The following is a 15,534-nucleotide window of genomic DNA, read 5'->3' on the forward strand; positions in this document are numbered from 1 at the left end:
GTACCTTCTTATGCTTACAATGGTTAGGTAAAACTGACGTTAAAGATAAGATCGTGATTGATTATGGTTGTGGTTCAGGCATTTTAGGTGTAGCCGCTTTATTATTAGGCGCAAAAAAAGTATATGCCACAGATATTGACCCTCAAGCTGTTTTAGCAACAAAACAAAATGCTGAACTTAATGGGGTATTAGACGGACTATATGTAGGCCTTCCTGAAGAATTCGATCAAGAGTTCAAACCTCAGCAAGCAGATGTTCTAGTTGCAAATATTTTGGCTGGTCCATTAATGGCACTTGCGCCAGAGTTTGCAAATTTAATTAAATCTGAGGGTGAGTTCGCACTCGCAGGTGTAATTGAAGAGCAAGTTACTGATGTTTCAGGTGTTTATTCTGAATTTTTTGATATATTAGATGTCGAAAAGCGCGAAGAGAACTGGTGTCGCATTTCAGGAAAACGTAAAACAATAAATTGAGACTTTTAACTCATGAATGAAAAACAAACCCGCTGCCCTAAGTGTTTAACAGTTTATAAAGTATCTCTTACTCAATTGACTGTTGCTCAGGGTATGGTTTGTTGCCCTAAATGTGATTCGAGCTTTAATGCACTCACCCATCTGATTAATATTGAAAACCCTGTCATAGTTAACTCATCTACATTAGCCAATGGTTCAATGCAAACGAGATATATGACACATTCGCACGTATTAGATATCTTCGATCAAAAAGTTGAAAATTCTAATATTGATCTTTTAACCTATCTCAACAACTTAAATTATTTTCATAACGAACCTATTAACGCCCTACCAAATCTTAATTTAGCTGAACAAACTTCCTCGCAAGAACAAGACAATAATAAAAAGCATAGTTGGCTGTACTACACGCTCTGGAGTTCTGCTAACCTTATTTTAATTTTAGTTTTTACTTTTCAAATTCTCTGGTTTAATCCTAAACTCATGCATGCAAGCCCGACCGTTAGCCATGCATTTAATTACGTTTGCGAAATAATGCACTGCAATAAGTCAGCCGAACAATATCAACTTATTTATATAGAAAAGTTAAAACTCCGCAAAGTTGATACAAGTCATACGCAATTCTCAGGCATATTGCTTAATCAGAATGATAAAAGTATTGAACTTCCAAACCTAAAGTTGAGTTTTTCAACAGAGCCAAACAAAACAGAAGAAATTATATTGACTCCTCAACAATATCTTGTTGAAAACTTACGAGGTATTCAACGCATTCCCTCTGATACCCCTTTCCGATTCCAATTTGAGCTAAACAAAAGCAAAAAAAGCCTATTAAATTATCGATTAGAAATTGTCCACCCCTAAAATGTAAAAAAAGTGAAAAAAAAATAAAAAAAAATGCAGTTAATTTGCTCACTTTTTCCTAGACAATGGTATGATACGCGCCACGAAAGCTTTGACTCATATACTCCTCGCTCTCAATCCAAAAAAAATACTGTTAAGCATGTGTGCTTTTCTACTTTAAGCACATAGCCTAACTTTTTTTGTTTTTGAGGGAGCTGTAACAAATATTTAACTATTGTTACGCTTATTTTTTATTCAATACGAAGAAATATGGCAAGCTAATTGTTCTTATGTTTTAGAGTCACTGTTTTAGGATCTAAAACAGGACTCCGTATTTTTAGACCACATTTATATACTACTTTATCCAAGTTAGTATTTGATTTTCGGATTAACTCGCATGAATAGCAAATCTCCTATTTTTACTGCACAATCTGATGTTGCTCTTCGCATCCACGTGGATCGCGCAGTTCGTCATTATTTTGCACAATTGCAAGGTGAGCAACCATCTCAGGTATATGACATGGTGCTAGCAGAAATGGAGAAACCTCTTTTATCTGTAGTTCTTGAATATACACGTGGTAATCAAACCCGTGCTGCAGAGATTCTTGGACTCAACCGTGGCACTTTACGTAAAAAGTTAAAAGCTCACGGTTTAATGAGTGAATAAATGATAAAATGCTCACGACTTCGTGGGCATTTTTTTATGCTTATTGGTTTTAATCCGTAGACTTGAAATTGTTGAATTAAACATCATGACTATTAAACGTGCTTTGATTTCTGTATCTGATAAGACAGGAATTGTCGAATTTGCTCAAAACCTTGCAGCTTTAGGGGTAGAATTATTATCTACAGGCGGCACATACAAGTTGCTTAAAGATAATAACATCGCAGTTGTTGAAGTATCTGAACATACTGGCTTCCCTGAAATGATGGATGGTCGTGTTAAGACATTACATCCAAAAATTCATGGCGGTATTCTTGCTCGTCGCGGCTTAGACGAAGCAGTAATGGAAGAACACAACATTGATCCGATTGATCTAGTTGTTGTAAACCTTTATCCATTCGCTGCGACAGTTGCAAAACCTGACTGTACTCTTCCTGATGCAATCGAAAATATCGACATCGGTGGTCCTACAATGGTTCGCGCAGCTGCTAAAAACCATGCTTCTGTAGGTATTGTAGTAAATGCTTCAGATTACGACACCGTAATCAATGAATTAAAAACTGCTGGTTCACTTTCTTATGAAACACGTTTTGATTTAGCTGTTAAAGCATTTGAACATACTGCTCAATATGATGGCATGATCGCTTCTTACTTAGGCGCTCGCGTTGGTAAGACCGAAGGTGAAGCTGATTTATTCCCTCGTACGTTCAATACTCAATTGAACAAAGCACAAGATCTACGTTACGGTGAAAACCCACATCAATCTGCTGCATTTTACGTTGAAGCAAATGCAAAAGAAGCATCAGTTTCTACTGCAAAACAGTTACAAGGCAAAGAATTGTCTTATAACAACATTGCTGACACAGATGCTGCACTTGAATGTGTTAAATCATTCGCAAAACCTGCTTGTGTAATTGTAAAACATGCTAACCCTTGTGGTGTTGCTGTTTCTTTAGACGGCATTAAAGCTGCTTACGATTTAGCTTATGCAACAGATCCAGAATCTGCTTTCGGTGGAATTATTGCATTTAACCGTGAGTTAGATGTTGCAACTGCTCAAGCAATCGTTGACCGTCAATTCGTGGAAGTTATTATTGCTCCAAGTATTGCTGATGGTGTACTTGAAGTTACTGGCGCTAAGAAAAACGTACGTGTTTTAGTATGTGGCGAATTACCTGCGATTGATGCACGTGCACCACAACTTGACTACAAACGCGTTAATGGCGGTTTATTAGTTCAAGATCAAGACTTAGGTATGATTACTAAAGATGATCTTAAAGTAGTAACTAAATGCGCACCAACTGAACAAGAAATTGATGACCTGATCTTTGCTTGGAAAGTTGCGAAATATGTAAAATCAAATGCAATTGTTTATGCGAAAAATCGCCAGACTATTGGTGTTGGTGCAGGTCAAATGAGCCGTGTTAACTCAGCTCGTATTGCTGCCATCAAAGCTGAACATGCAGGTTTGGTTGTTGAAGGTGCTGTGATGGCATCTGATGCATTCTTCCCGTTCCGTGACGGGATTGATAATGCAGCTAAAGCTGGCATTAAATGCATTATTCAACCAGGTGGTTCTATGCGTGATGAAGAAGTAATCGCAGCAGCTGACGAAGCTGGTATTGCAATGGTCTTCACTGGTATGCGCCATTTCCGCCACTAATTTAAATTTAGTCCTCCCTAACCCTCCTTTTATTCAGGAGGGTTTTCCACAATAATGGAGCTAACTCTCCAACTTGAGGGATAGAGGGAGATGAAAAGGATTAAAGTTAAGGAACAAATTAAAAATGAATATTTTAGTTTTAGGTAGTGGTGGTCGTGAACATGCTTTAGCATGGAAAATTGCGCAAGATACCAATGTTACTCAAGTTTTTGTTGCACCAGGTAATGCTGGAACTGCAACAGAAGACAAATGTGTTAATGTTCAACTTGATATTTTAGACAACTCAGCAATCATTGCTTTTGCTAAAGAAAATAATGTTGATCTTATTATTGTTGGCCCAGAAGCACCATTAGTTAATGGCGTGGTAGATGCTGCACGTGAAGCAGGTTTAAAAATTTGGGGACCTACTCAATATGCAGCGCAGCTTGAAGGTTCAAAAGCATTTGCTAAGCACTTTTTAAAGCGTCACAACATTCCAACTGCTTTCTATGACGTTTTCACTGAAGTAGAAGCAGCTAAAGCATATGTTGAAAAAAATGGTGCACCAATTGTAATTAAAGCTGATGGTCTTGCTGCTGGTAAAGGCGTAATCGTTGCAATGACCAACGAAGAAGCTTTTGCAGCAATTGATGACATGCTTGCTGGCAACAAATTTGGTGATGCTGGTTCACGCGTTGTGATTGAACAGTTCCTTGCAGGTGAAGAAGCTTCTTTCATTTGTATGATTGATGGTAAAAATATTTTACCAATGGCAACTTCACAAGATCACAAGCGTATTTTTGAAGGCGATCAAGGTCCTAATACCGGTGGTATGGGTGCCTACTCTCCTGCTCCAGTGGTAACTTCTGACATTTTCGAACGCGTTATGACTGAAATCATGCGTCCGACTGTTGATGGTATGGCTGCTGATGGACATGTTTACACTGGTTTCTTATATGCTGGTCTAATGATTGATGAGCAAGGCCAACCACGTGTGATTGAGTTTAACTGTCGTTTTGGCGACCCTGAAACTCAACCGATCATGATGCGTTTAAAATCATCTCTTGTTGAATTGGTAGAAGCTGGTATTGCTGGTAATTTACCAAAAGAAGCTGAATGGGATGAGCGTAAGTCAATCGGTATTGTACTCGCAGCTGAAGGCTATCCTGATAGCGTACGCAAAGGCGATGTAATTTCTGGTATCGGACAATCACCTGAAGATACTAAAATTTTCCATGCAGGTACTGCAACTCGTGAAGATGGTCATATCGTGACTTCTGGTGGTCGAGTTCTTTGTGTAACAGCATTGGGCGACAGCGTTCTTGAAGCACAAATTAATGCGCTAGAAGTATGTGGTCAAGTTACCTTTACTGGTATGCAATATCGTAATGACATTGGCTACCGCGCAATTGCACGTGAAAAAGCTTAAAAAACCTACAAGTTTAAAACGCTAATAAAAAAGCCTCTATATAGAGGCTTTTTTATTACGTATCACGATATAAGAAATCGTATAAATCTTTAAAATTTTGCTAAAGATATCAACAAATAAAAAGAAGTCCCCTATATCAAGCATACTTTTATTGCTATCATTAGTACATAGTTGTAACTGTCATCAGACACTGCTGTTTTAATAATTTCCATAAAGACTTGCTCTACAAATTATGCCTGTAGAGAGTTTTTTAATATTCTAAATTTATGAATGCTCGTTTGGCTACTGTTGGGGATGAACTGTTTGGGGAAACAGTTTTTGTTTATTAAACAATTACCCTCTGTTATAGCCAAAATATGCAAGCAAATTATGGAACCCCAGAAAAAGATCACAGAGTTTAGACTAGTTGTAATTTCAACTCCTCTCTTTTCATATTGATATAGATCAATCTTTATTGTTCTATATCTTAATCAGGACTTTTTTAAATGAAAAAGCTGATCAGCCTTTTTTTAAGCATGTCAGTAGTATTATTGACAGCATGTAGCAAACAAGAAAATGCTCAACAAGCCGAACAAAACAATGATAGTTCCAAAGTACAAAAGGTAGTAATTGCCTCTACAGGTTCGGATGCTGAAATTTGGCGTTATATCGCATCTTTACCTGAAACCCAAGCTGCTGGACTGAAGTTAGAAGTAAAAAACTTCTCAGACTCCGTTTCAATGAATACAGCAATTGCAAATAAAGAAGTAGATTTGAACGCATTCCAAGCTTATTCTTATCTTACTGCATTTAATAATTCAAACCCGGATAAGATTGCACCAGTTTCTACCACTTATATTGAGCCAATGGGGATTTATTCAAGTAAATACAAAAAAATTGAAGAAGTTCCTGAAGGTGCAATTATTTCAATCCCGGATGATGCTGCCAGCGAATCTCGTGCGCTACTCTTGTTACAAACTGCTGGCTTAATCAAGCTTAAAGCTGACTTTAATCCTATTCATGGCAGTCCAATTGATGTTATCGAAAATCCCAAAAAGATCAACATCAAACCAATCAAAATGGAAACTGCATTACGTCTTAAAAATGAATTTGATGCAGTTGTATTAAATAATACCATAGCACTCGAGGGAGGTTTAAACGTACTCAAAGATTCTATGTTCTATGAACCTATTGATCAAATCTCAAAAATTAGTGTAAACGTTCTAGCAACTACTGAATCACGTAAAAATGATCCTGTCTTGCAAAAAGTTGGTAAGCTTTACCACACTGCCGCTGTTAAAAAATACGTTGAAGAACACTTAGGTGGAACAAAAGTTGACGTAGATCAACCGATCAGCTATCTCTCAGAAGCTAAATAGTAATATAATAGCCCAAACGTGAAACAGGCAAATTCTCTTTGCCTGTTTTTTCTTTCCAGCATAGTTTCTGAAGATATGATTCAATTTAAAAACATTTCAAAGCACTATCAGCTCAAAAGTCAAACCATACGCGCACTCGACCAAATCAATTTAGAGATTCCAGAGGGCAGTATTTTTGGCATCATTGGCTATAGTGGTGCAGGTAAAAGTACCTTAATCCGCCTGATCAACCTACTTGAGCGACCAACAGAAGGTCAAATCATTATTAATCAGAAAGATTTCACCGCTTTGGATGCGCGCTCATTACGTCAGGAACGTGCAAGTATTGGAATGATTTTCCAGCACTTCAATTTGCTACAAACCAAGACAGTTGCTGAAAATATTGAAATGCCAATGCGCCTACTGAATTACAATAAGGTAGAACGTGAAAAACGCCTGAATGAGTTATTGGAGTTCATTGATCTTAAGCATAAAAAAGATGCTTATCCAGATGAACTTTCTGGCGGACAAAAGCAACGTGTCGGTATTGCCCGTGCTTTGGCAAATCATCCAAAAATTCTTTTGTGTGATGAAGCAACTTCTGCTCTAGACCCGCAAACTACCAAATCAGTTTTAGAACTGCTGAAGAAAATTAATCAAGAGCAAAAAATCACGATTGTTATGGTGACCCATGAAATGGATGTCATCGAAACTATTTGTGATCATGTGGCTGTGATGGAAGCAGGTAAAGTCATTGAACAAGGTTCAACGATTGATATTTTTAGCAAACCTCAACATCCAACCACTAAGAACTTCATTCAAACTGTTTTACATCAACAGTTGCCTGTAAATATTTTAAATCAGCTCGAAAACCAGCATCATCATAGTATTTACTGTTTACAGTTTTTAGGACGTTCTGCTCAAGAACCTGTAATTCAGTCGCTGATTAAACAATTCGATATTAGCTTAAATATTTTATTTGCCAACATGACTGAAATTAATGGCACAGTCATTGGTCAAATGTTTGTGCAGCTTTTAGGTGATCCTCAGCTCATCAAACAAGCTATTGAGTTTTTGGAACAAAATGAAGTAGGTGTAGTTCAATCAGGAGATCAAGTATGAGAGATTTAATCGTACAATGGTTAACTGAACTTACTCAACCTTTCTGGCACAGCTCCCTTTCTATTGATCAATTCGTTACAGCTTTGCAAGAAACCTTTAATATGGTTTTCTTCGCACTTTTGTTTGGTGGTATTTGGGGATTTATTCAGGGAATTATTTTATTAGTTACCCGTCCAGAGGGCATTTTACCGAATAAAGTGATTTATCATTTACTTAATCCAATTGTAAATGCTTTACGCTCCCTCCCTTTTATTATTTTACTTATTGCAGTGATTCCTCTTACTAAGCTGTTAGTAGGTACTTCAATTGGTACATGGGCAGCTATTGTTCCATTGACTATTTATGTTGGTCCTTATATGGGACGTCTGATTGAAACTTCATTACTTGAAGTCAATGAAGGAATTATTGAATCTGCTCAAGCAATGGGTGCTACACCTTGGCAAATTATCTATCGCTTTATTTTGCCTGAAGCACGTAGTTCACTTATTTTAAACCTTACAACAGCGACAATCAGTCTTATTGGTGCAACCGCTATGGCTGGGGCAGTTGGTGCAGGTGGCATTGGTGATTTAGCGATTTCTTATGGATATCAACGTTTTGATACCAGCGTTGTTATTTTAACAGTCATTATCCTATTACTATTAGTACAGATTGTACAAACGCTAGGAAACTGGCTCGCTAAACTCCGTTAAGTCACCCATACAAAAAAGCTCTCTTCTAGAGGGCTTTTTTTTGTTTTATACAACTCTTTTCTTAAAGATAGTTGAGTACATGGCTCAATACCATTTTCTGGTATGATCAGACTTAGTCATTATTATTCATTTACTCTTTGGATTTAGTTTCAGGATAAAACAATGCGTTATAGAATTCATTTTATTGATGTGCAGAATGCCCTCCAAAACTATATCTGGATTTTAGAAGATACTGAAACCCAAGAAGCTGTAGCAGTTGACCCAACAGAAGCAGAACTAGTCACCCAATTTTGTCAAAAGCATCAGTTAAATTTAAAACAAATTTGGCTTACTCATTGGCATAAAGACCATATAGGTGGTGTTGCTGATTTAACGGCTGCCCAAAATATTACTGTCTATGGTCCACGTGATGAGCTCACAAAGATTCCGGGAATTACCCACCCCTTACAACATGACGATCATCTAAAATTTAATGATTTAAAAGTAGAAATTATTGCAACGCCAGGTCATACCCTAGGGCACATTGTATATTTTATTGAAGAATTAGAAGCTGTATTTTGTGGTGATACTTTGTTTGCAATGGGATGTGGTCGATTATTTGAAGGTACGGCTGAACAAATGTATCACTCACTGAGCCGTCTAGCAGCATTACCAACCAACACAAAAGTTTATTGCACACATGAATACACGCTTTCAAATGCCGAATTTGCTTTAACAGTAGAACCGCATAATCTTGCCTTAGCAGAACGAGCTCAAGAAGTCCGTGAACTACGTAAACAAGGTTTAATCACGCTACCAAGTACGATTGAACTTGAATTGGCGACTAATCCCTTTCTTCGCGCAGAAAGTGTTGAAGACTTCGCACATATACGTACTCTTAAAGATAATTTCTAAAATTGAGCTTTAAAAAAGAAGATACTGTTTCATTTTAAGAACTGTATCTTTTTGCTTATTACCTGTTGCCTGTAATTATTTTTTACATTTACTCTATTTTTTATTTACTCATTATTTTAAAAATATCGTTGAAGTTATTTTTTTAAAAATATTTAAAACAAACAGCACTTTAAATAAAAAGTTATTATTTTTTAGTTACATAAGACACTCATAATTTTATAAAAATGAAATCTTTTATTTCTTTATCTTACTTTTTTTACAAGTTGCAAAATAAAACAAAGTTTTGCCCCTTTAAAAAATCTAATTAAAACCCTATTAATAAATAAGATGTAATGCCACGGATAGAAGGAGTTCTCACGTGAAAAAGGTTGTTAAAGCTAAAAATTTGATTGCGTTTCGTATTTGGTTAGAAAAGTTAGGGTATTCAGTTAAAAATCTCGCTGACGGGAAAGGTTTTACTTTTAGTTTTAAAAAAGAATATGGTTTGGTCACTTGTGATTTAGCAGGTAATTCATTAGCTATGCAATTAGGTGAAGAGTTTGAGGATCACTTAAAAGCATAATTTTTCACGATTCGATTTTAATTACAGTACTGTCTTTATTGAAAGACAAGTAATGTTGCAGAACTTTAGAATGGCTTAATTAAAATATATTTTTTAGTTATTAAATAGAAAATCTGTAGCAGGGCTACTCTCCCAAATTGCCCTTAGCTACAGATTTTTTTATAAGTTAATCTGCTTTATGGTTTTTTAAAGCTTTATCAAGAAGATCTTTATCTAAAGCCTTATCCCAACGTGCCACTACAATTGTTGCACAAGCATTACCAACTAAGTTTGTTAATGCACGGCATTCAGACATAAAACGGTCGATACCAAGGATTAAAGCCATACCTGCGACAGGAACAGCCGGCACAACTGATAGAGTTGCAGCTAGAGTAATAAAGCCTGCACCAGTCACCCCTGCTGCACCTTTAGAACTTACCATTGCAACAAGAAGCAATGCAATTTGCTCGCTAATTGATAAATCTACATTACACGCTTGTGCAATAAACAGAGCTGCCATAGTCATGTAGATATTTGTACCATCAAGATTAAATGAATAACCCGTTGGAATGACTAAACCTACCACCGATTTTTCACAACCTGCTTTTTGCATTTTGTCCATTAAAGATGGCAAAGCTGCTTCTGAAGAACTTGTGCCTAAAACCAACCAAAGTTCATCTTTGATATAACGAATTAAATGAATAATTGAAAAACCGTTGTAACGAGCTACTGCACCTAAGATCACTACGACAAATAACACCGCAGTAATATAGAACGTCATAATTAATAATAATAAATTACCAATTGATTCGATTCCATAAGCACCGATCGTGAAAGCCATTGCACCAAAAGCACCAATTGGAGCAAGCTTCATTAACATACCAACCAAGTAGAAAACTGGAGCTGTTAAGTTATTTAAAAAATCGGTAATTGGGCGTGCTCGGTCGCCTAAAGCAGCCAAAGAAATACCAAATAGTACCGCTACAAATAACACCTGCAAAATCTCGCCACCAGCCAAAGGACTGACTAAGGTTTGCGGGATAATATTCATGAAGAAATCGGTAATATTTGTTGCATGTGCCTTCTCAACATAAGTATTTACTTTGTCGTTGACTAAGGTAGCAGGATCGATGTTAAGGCCTTTACCCGGTTGGATAATATTTGCCACAATCATACCAACCACAAGAGCCAAGCTTGAGAAGGTCAGAAAATAAAGCATCGCTTTACCAGTTACACGGCCCACACGGCTCATGTTTGTCATACTGGCAATGCCTGTAACAACTGTTAAAAAGATGACGGGAGCAATAATCATTTTAACGATCTTGATGAATGCATCACCAAGCGGTTTTAAACTTTCGCCAAGTTCTGGGTAAAAATGACCAATTAAAATGCCCAAAATAATTGCAAAAATGACCTGTACATACAAAATTTGGTGAAATTTCTGTTTTTTCTGTACCGTTTCTTGGTCAAGGGTATTGAAATCCATTATCTAAATACCTTTTCGATGGGGATAAAAAAATAAAATATAAAGCTAGCACCACAAGCCGCTTTAACAAGGAAAAGCCATTGTAAAGAATAAAAAACACCCTGTGTTATAAATTTAAAAAATGTCAAATTCAAAAATCATGCATTAATTTGTATAGAATACTTTTTATTTTAAGATTTAAAAAATTATAAAATTTATTAAAAATAAGATTAAATTATTGTTTATATTAAAATTAAACCCTATTTAAGTTAATAAAATTGGCTTTAAGAACTTGTTTAAATGATTCAGGACTACCATTTATTAAATAAATGATTTTATTAAAAACATGTAAATTATAAATTATGAAAATTTAATTTAAAAATAATAAGAAAAATTGATATATAATTTTTTAACAAGAGAAAATGTCTATTTCTTGTTAAAAAATTAGACTAATAAGCTGTGATAAATTAATTAAAATTAGGGTGGGCCTTAAATAACCGCTCTAATAAAATATGGACATAGTCTAAGCTTAATGTACGATCAGTGAATAAGATGCGGAATAACATAGGTGCAATCACAGCTTCGATAATTTCTTGATTTTCTATCGTTAATTCACTACGTGCCTTAGCTCTAGCTTGAATAATATCAAGTTGTTGAACGATTAAAGTTTCGCACTTTCGAGCGTTTGAAGATTCAGTTGCATATAGCAAATCTCGTAGCAGTGTTTGCCCTACTTCAGAAGAGTACTCTTCAAAATATTGTTCGACCCATGTCGTGATATCAAGCTGAAATGAGCCTAAATCTTTTGGCTCCATATCGGGTTTCAGCTCATTAAGAGCAACATCTGAAAATAACTGATTGATATCTCCCCAACGACGATAAATTGTAGAAGGTGTTACACCTGCTTCATCAGCAATCATGGGTATAGTAATTTGGCTTTGCTCCAGATTTTTTTGAAGCTCTTTTACGGCTTGATGTACCGCAGTTTGAATTCTTTCACTACGACCACCCGGGCGTAACCCAGTAACAACTTTTGCCATTAATTAGCTCTACTTCAATAAAAACGATTAAAATAATATTTGTATATACAAAATACACTAAAGCTAATGATTTGCTTTAGTGTAAAAATCATGTATAAAAGCTAAATATTCGCTTTTATATTATTCATCTTATATGAACAATTCAAGTTCAAAACGGTCTGGATCAGTTTTTCAGTTAGATTCAACAGTAGCGTTGACCTTAAATACAATCACGCTTATGACCTTTATGGCGGCGTCTAGTGCCCCTACGCCTTTATATCGTTTGTATCAGCAGATATGGCAATTTTCGCCCGTTATCTTAACTTTAATTTTTGCAACCTACGCGTTTACCTTACTTGCTTCTTTACTCATTATTGGCTCTTTATCTGATTATATCGGACGTCGGCCCGTCATTATTTCAGCAATTTTTTTGCAAATCGCTTCAATGAGCTTTTTCCTTTTTGCCTCAGATGTTTCTATGTTATTTATTGCGCGTGGCCTACAAGGTATCGCAACAGGTCTTGCCGTTTCTGCAATTGGAGCTGCAATCTTAGATTTTAGTAAGCATCATGGTTCCCTAATTAATAGTATTGCTCCAATGGTCGGCATGGCAGTAGGCGTTTTTATTACATGTTTTATTCTGCAATTTTCAGCTCAACCCTTACATTTGGTTTTTGAACTCTTATGTGTTTTGTTTGCACTTGAACTTATTTTAAGTTTCTTTAACCCGGAGACTGTACGCAAAAGATCAGGAGCTTTGGCTTCATTAAAACCCAACATGGCTATTCCTCATCAAGCAAGAGGTGCTCTATTAAGTATTAGCCCTATTAATATTGCGCTTTGGATGGTGAGTGGTTTTTTCTTATCACTTATGCCCTCTTTACTGGCAAAAATTTTTCAGACATCTTCAGCTTGGCTAAACGGCAGTATGTTTATGGCACTCGCCCTTTCAGGTGCGGCAGGGATTCTGACGCTTAGAAAATCTACCAATTTTCGTATTTTGCTCACGGGTACTTTATCCATCATTATTGGCGCAACCGTTTTATTTTTAGCGATCAATTTTACAAGTGCTGTGGTTCTACTTATTGGTTCTATTATTACCGGAGTGGGTTTTGGTACAGCATTCATGGGAGCAATTCGTACTGTCATGCCTCTCGCTTTACCCGAAGAACGTGCAGGGTTAATGGCTGCATTCTTTGTTGAAAGCTATTTGGCTTTTAGTGTTCCAGCAATTCTGGCAGGCTACTTTGTGGGTAAAATTGGACTTATGAACAGCGCCAATATTTATATGAGTTTAATTATTGGTCTTGCACTGATTGCCCTTCTAATGATTTTTAAAAACATTAAAAGTAAATAAGGATTAAAAAAAACAGCCTCGATGAAGGCTGTTTTTTACTTTACTGATCACGCCAAGGCTTCAAAAAACGTTTTACATACTTTTTAAAAGGCCAAGTAAACTGTTTTATAAAACTATTTGGGATTTTATAACCCACTGTTCCATACACACTTGCCAAATGTTTAGGCATATATACGCTTTTAAAAATGACATCATAGAGTGGAATAAATGCAGCGTAATTCTTATCAATAGCAGGTTTTTCTGAAGAATGATGCCAATGGTGAAATTCTGGTGTTGCGATAATCCAGCGCAAATATGGAAAACGAAAACGCACATTAGAATGAATAAAAATAGCGTGAAATGAAATAAAAATTAAATAAGCAAAAACAGCTGAAGTATGAAAACCTAACAGGAAAATCGGTAAAGTCGCAATAAAGCGAGTCATTAGCACTTCAATGATATGCAGACGAGAAGATGCTAACCAATCCATATATTCAGTTGAATGATGAATTGCGTGAAAGCGCCATAAGAAATTAACTTCATGCATAGCGCGGTGCAACCAATACACCGTAAAGTCGACCACAATTAATAGTTCAATAAATTGCAGCCAAATCGGTTGAGCTTGTACATAAGGCACAATTGGATTATCAGGTAGATGCGTAATCCAATATTGAATCGGCATAACGGTTAAAAAGCTAAATAATTGAATGCCAATATGACTAACCATGAAATATTTCATATCAGTCACCCAGCCCACCCTTAATATTTTCTGTTCAGGATTTTTAGCAAAAAAACCTTCAAGCGGAATAAAAATGAACGCTAAAATGAATAAGGTGAGTACAAAATAATCGATACCAGCATAAAACGGTACACTTGGTAAAACGGGCGCCTCAATTACACCACAGCCCAAAACTGCTGCTACAAGTGAAAAACATAGTCCGTAAAAGCCATATCTGTTTTGACGGACAATTGCACTAAATGCACCGAAACCAGCGCCAATAATAATGCCCGTAATCAGTCCATAATAAAAAAGATGATAGTGTTTTGCGTAAAGAGGACGGAGTTCTGGGGTCGTTAATACACTGGGAAATAAAAAACATAATGCACCAAACAGACAAAGTAAGCTGAGTGACATTGAAATAAAGGCGCTGATTTTCCCTAAACCTGCGTTAAGTTCTAAATTCTCAAATTTTGCTCTTAATTGATCTGTCATAATTCATATACAATTCTTATTGTGTATAACGCGAATGCTATCAAAATTTAATAATAAATTGGAAAGAACTTTAAGTTCTGAGATCAAAGCGCTTAATCTGAAAATGAAATTTTAAATAGCTGTAAATAGTTCTTATAAAACTTCAAATATTTGACCGACAGATTGAATAAGCCATTTTCTGGCAATAATATCATCACTACGATTAAACCAGTTCAAGCTCACTTTAAAAGAATCCATAGCAAAAGGTAATTCAAACATTTGGACATTACCATGTGCTAGATAATGCCGAGCTGCTCGCGACGGCAATGTCACTAACATATCTGAACTCTGCAAAACACCTTGTAAAACACTAAAATGTGGAACTTCTAAACGAATTCGTCGCTTCAAATCCATTGTTTTTAAATATTGCTCAACTTGGATATGCCCTGTCGATGACTTGATAGCAATATGATCTTCTTGCAAATATTGCTCTAATGTCAGTTGCTGCTGTAGCCTTGGATGGTCAGCTCTAGCAATACATACATATCTTTCTTCAAATAAAGTACGTGTTTCTATTTTAGGCATTATGGTCTGTGTACTATTAAATACGGCTAGATCTAAAAAGCCATCAATAAGCCACGGTTCGACCTTAGATGACTGAATCTCTTCAATCTCAATTTGAATATAGGGCGCTGTTTTCTGCAAAAAAGCCATAAGACTAGGCAAGAGACAAATCTCCCCTGCGTCAGAGAGTCCAATTCGGAAAGTTTTATTTGAGTTTTGAGGATGAAATTCCTGTGCTTGAGCAATCGCTGACTCAATATTAAAAATCGCTTGATGAAAAATCGGATAAAGCTCATGTGCAACTTTGGTCGGTTCGACGCCACCTCT

Annotated in this window: 15 protein-coding genes; 11 read left to right on the top strand and 4 right to left on the bottom strand. The window is 36.2% G+C overall.

The window, feature by feature from the left end; translation table 11 throughout:
• From UC75_RS20370 to UC75_RS06105, 10 genes are all read left to right on the top strand, one after another.
• Window positions 1–473 (top strand): 50S ribosomal protein L11 methyltransferase (locus tag UC75_RS20370; protein ID WP_228137120.1); only part of this gene is annotated, 473 nt, incomplete at its 5' end.
• A 12-nt stretch (window positions 474–485) separates the two neighbouring features.
• Window positions 486–1,331 carry a DUF3426 domain-containing protein gene (locus UC75_RS06065; RefSeq protein WP_049837020.1) on the top strand — a complete coding sequence of 282 codons (846 nt, stop codon included), beginning with the start codon at window positions 486–488 and terminating at the stop codon, window positions 1,329–1,331.
• A 376-nt stretch (window positions 1,332–1,707) separates the two neighbouring features.
• The gene (gene fis, locus UC75_RS06070) at window positions 1,708–1,977 is read left to right on the top strand and encodes a DNA-binding transcriptional regulator Fis (protein WP_001086304.1); all 270 of its coding nucleotides are present in this window, start codon (window positions 1,708–1,710) and stop codon (window positions 1,975–1,977) included.
• Between the two features lie 85 nt (window positions 1,978–2,062).
• Window positions 2,063–3,637 (top strand): bifunctional phosphoribosylaminoimidazolecarboxamide formyltransferase/IMP cyclohydrolase, encoded by a 1,575-nt coding sequence (gene purH / locus UC75_RS06075; RefSeq protein ID WP_013197325.1) that lies wholly within the window; start codon window positions 2,063–2,065, stop codon window positions 3,635–3,637.
• Between the two features lie 124 nt (window positions 3,638–3,761).
• Window positions 3,762–5,045, top strand: a complete 1,284-nt coding sequence (purD, locus tag UC75_RS06080; RefSeq protein WP_049837021.1) for a phosphoribosylamine--glycine ligase — start codon at window positions 3,762–3,764, stop codon at window positions 5,043–5,045.
• A gap of 485 nt (window positions 5,046–5,530) precedes the next feature.
• Window positions 5,531–6,403, top strand: coding sequence for a MetQ/NlpA family ABC transporter substrate-binding protein (locus UC75_RS06085; RefSeq protein WP_049837022.1), 873 nt, complete (start codon window positions 5,531–5,533; stop codon window positions 6,401–6,403).
• Between the two features lie 75 nt (window positions 6,404–6,478).
• On the top strand, window positions 6,479–7,504 hold the full coding sequence (locus UC75_RS06090) for a methionine ABC transporter ATP-binding protein (protein WP_004791425.1): 1,026 nt from the start codon (window positions 6,479–6,481) through the stop codon (window positions 7,502–7,504).
• Window positions 7,501–8,196, top strand: coding sequence for a methionine ABC transporter permease (locus tag UC75_RS06095; protein ID WP_004791423.1), 696 nt, complete (start codon window positions 7,501–7,503; stop codon window positions 8,194–8,196). Before UC75_RS06090 ends, UC75_RS06095 begins: the two co-directional genes overlap by 4 nt.
• A gap of 162 nt (window positions 8,197–8,358) precedes the next feature.
• Window positions 8,359–9,090, top strand: coding sequence for a hydroxyacylglutathione hydrolase (gene gloB / locus UC75_RS06100; RefSeq protein WP_049837023.1), 732 nt, complete (start codon window positions 8,359–8,361; stop codon window positions 9,088–9,090).
• 358 nt (window positions 9,091–9,448) lie between these two features.
• On the top strand, window positions 9,449–9,652 hold the full coding sequence (locus tag UC75_RS06105) for a hypothetical protein (protein ID WP_002119766.1): 204 nt from the start codon (window positions 9,449–9,451) through the stop codon (window positions 9,650–9,652).
• 166 nt (window positions 9,653–9,818) lie between these two features.
• On the opposite strand, the gene UC75_RS06110 is transcribed toward UC75_RS06105, so the two are convergent.
• Both UC75_RS06110 and UC75_RS06115 read right to left on the bottom strand, forming a co-directional pair.
• Window positions 9,819–11,117, bottom strand: coding sequence for a dicarboxylate/amino acid:cation symporter (locus UC75_RS06110; protein ID WP_004791418.1), 1,299 nt, complete (start codon window positions 11,115–11,117; stop codon window positions 9,819–9,821).
• Window positions 11,118–11,563: 446 nt separating this feature from the next.
• Window positions 11,564–12,136: a TetR/AcrR family transcriptional regulator gene (locus tag UC75_RS06115; RefSeq protein ID WP_005306800.1), complete on the bottom strand. Its 573-nt coding sequence runs from the start codon at window positions 12,134–12,136 to the stop codon at window positions 11,564–11,566.
• A gap of 133 nt (window positions 12,137–12,269) precedes the next feature.
• On the opposite strand from UC75_RS06115, the gene UC75_RS06120 reads away from it, so the two are divergent.
• Window positions 12,270–13,472, top strand: a complete 1,203-nt coding sequence (locus UC75_RS06120) for an MFS transporter (protein WP_049837024.1) — start codon at window positions 12,270–12,272, stop codon at window positions 13,470–13,472.
• Window positions 13,473–13,512: 40 nt separating this feature from the next.
• Here UC75_RS06120 and UC75_RS06125 read toward each other — a convergent pair whose 3' ends face one another.
• Together UC75_RS06125 and UC75_RS06130 are read right to left on the bottom strand one after the other, a co-directional pair.
• Entirely contained in the window at window positions 13,513–14,664 is a 1,152-nt protein-coding gene (locus UC75_RS06125; protein ID WP_049837025.1) for a sterol desaturase family protein, read from the bottom strand.
• A gap of 132 nt (window positions 14,665–14,796) precedes the next feature.
• A partial coding sequence (locus UC75_RS06130; RefSeq protein ID WP_228137121.1) for a LysR substrate-binding domain-containing protein occupies window positions 14,797–15,534 on the bottom strand: 738 nt, incomplete at its 5' end.

This window comes from Acinetobacter sp. V2 (assembly GCF_001188385.1).
Lineage (GTDB): Bacteria > Pseudomonadota > Gammaproteobacteria > Pseudomonadales > Moraxellaceae > Acinetobacter > Acinetobacter oleivorans.

Bases quoted from the DNA above. Each gene is read 5' to 3' on its own strand.
- UC75_RS06090 (WP_004791425.1), top strand. From the start codon at position 6,479: ATGATTCAATTTAAAAACATTTCAAAGCACTATCAGCTCAAAAGTCAA.
- gloB (WP_049837023.1), top strand. From the start codon at position 8,359: ATGCGTTATAGAATTCATTTTATTGATGTGCAGAATGCCCTCCAAAAC.
- UC75_RS06125 (WP_049837025.1), bottom strand. From the start codon at position 14,664: ATGACAGATCAATTAAGAGCAAAATTTGAGAATTTAGAACTTAACGCA.
- UC75_RS06120 (WP_049837024.1), top strand. From the start codon at position 12,270: ATGAACAATTCAAGTTCAAAACGGTCTGGATCAGTTTTTCAGTTAGAT.
- fis (WP_001086304.1), top strand. From the start codon at position 1,708: ATGAATAGCAAATCTCCTATTTTTACTGCACAATCTGATGTTGCTCTT.
- UC75_RS06110 (WP_004791418.1), bottom strand. From the start codon at position 11,117: ATGGATTTCAATACCCTTGACCAAGAAACGGTACAGAAAAAACAGAAA.
- UC75_RS06095 (WP_004791423.1), top strand. From the start codon at position 7,501: ATGAGAGATTTAATCGTACAATGGTTAACTGAACTTACTCAACCTTTC.
- purH (WP_013197325.1), top strand. From the start codon at position 2,063: ATGACTATTAAACGTGCTTTGATTTCTGTATCTGATAAGACAGGAATT.
- UC75_RS06085 (WP_049837022.1), top strand. From the start codon at position 5,531: ATGAAAAAGCTGATCAGCCTTTTTTTAAGCATGTCAGTAGTATTATTG.
- UC75_RS06115 (WP_005306800.1), bottom strand. From the start codon at position 12,136: ATGGCAAAAGTTGTTACTGGGTTACGCCCGGGTGGTCGTAGTGAAAGA.
- purD (WP_049837021.1), top strand. From the start codon at position 3,762: ATGAATATTTTAGTTTTAGGTAGTGGTGGTCGTGAACATGCTTTAGCA.
- UC75_RS06065 (WP_049837020.1), top strand. From the start codon at position 486: ATGAATGAAAAACAAACCCGCTGCCCTAAGTGTTTAACAGTTTATAAA.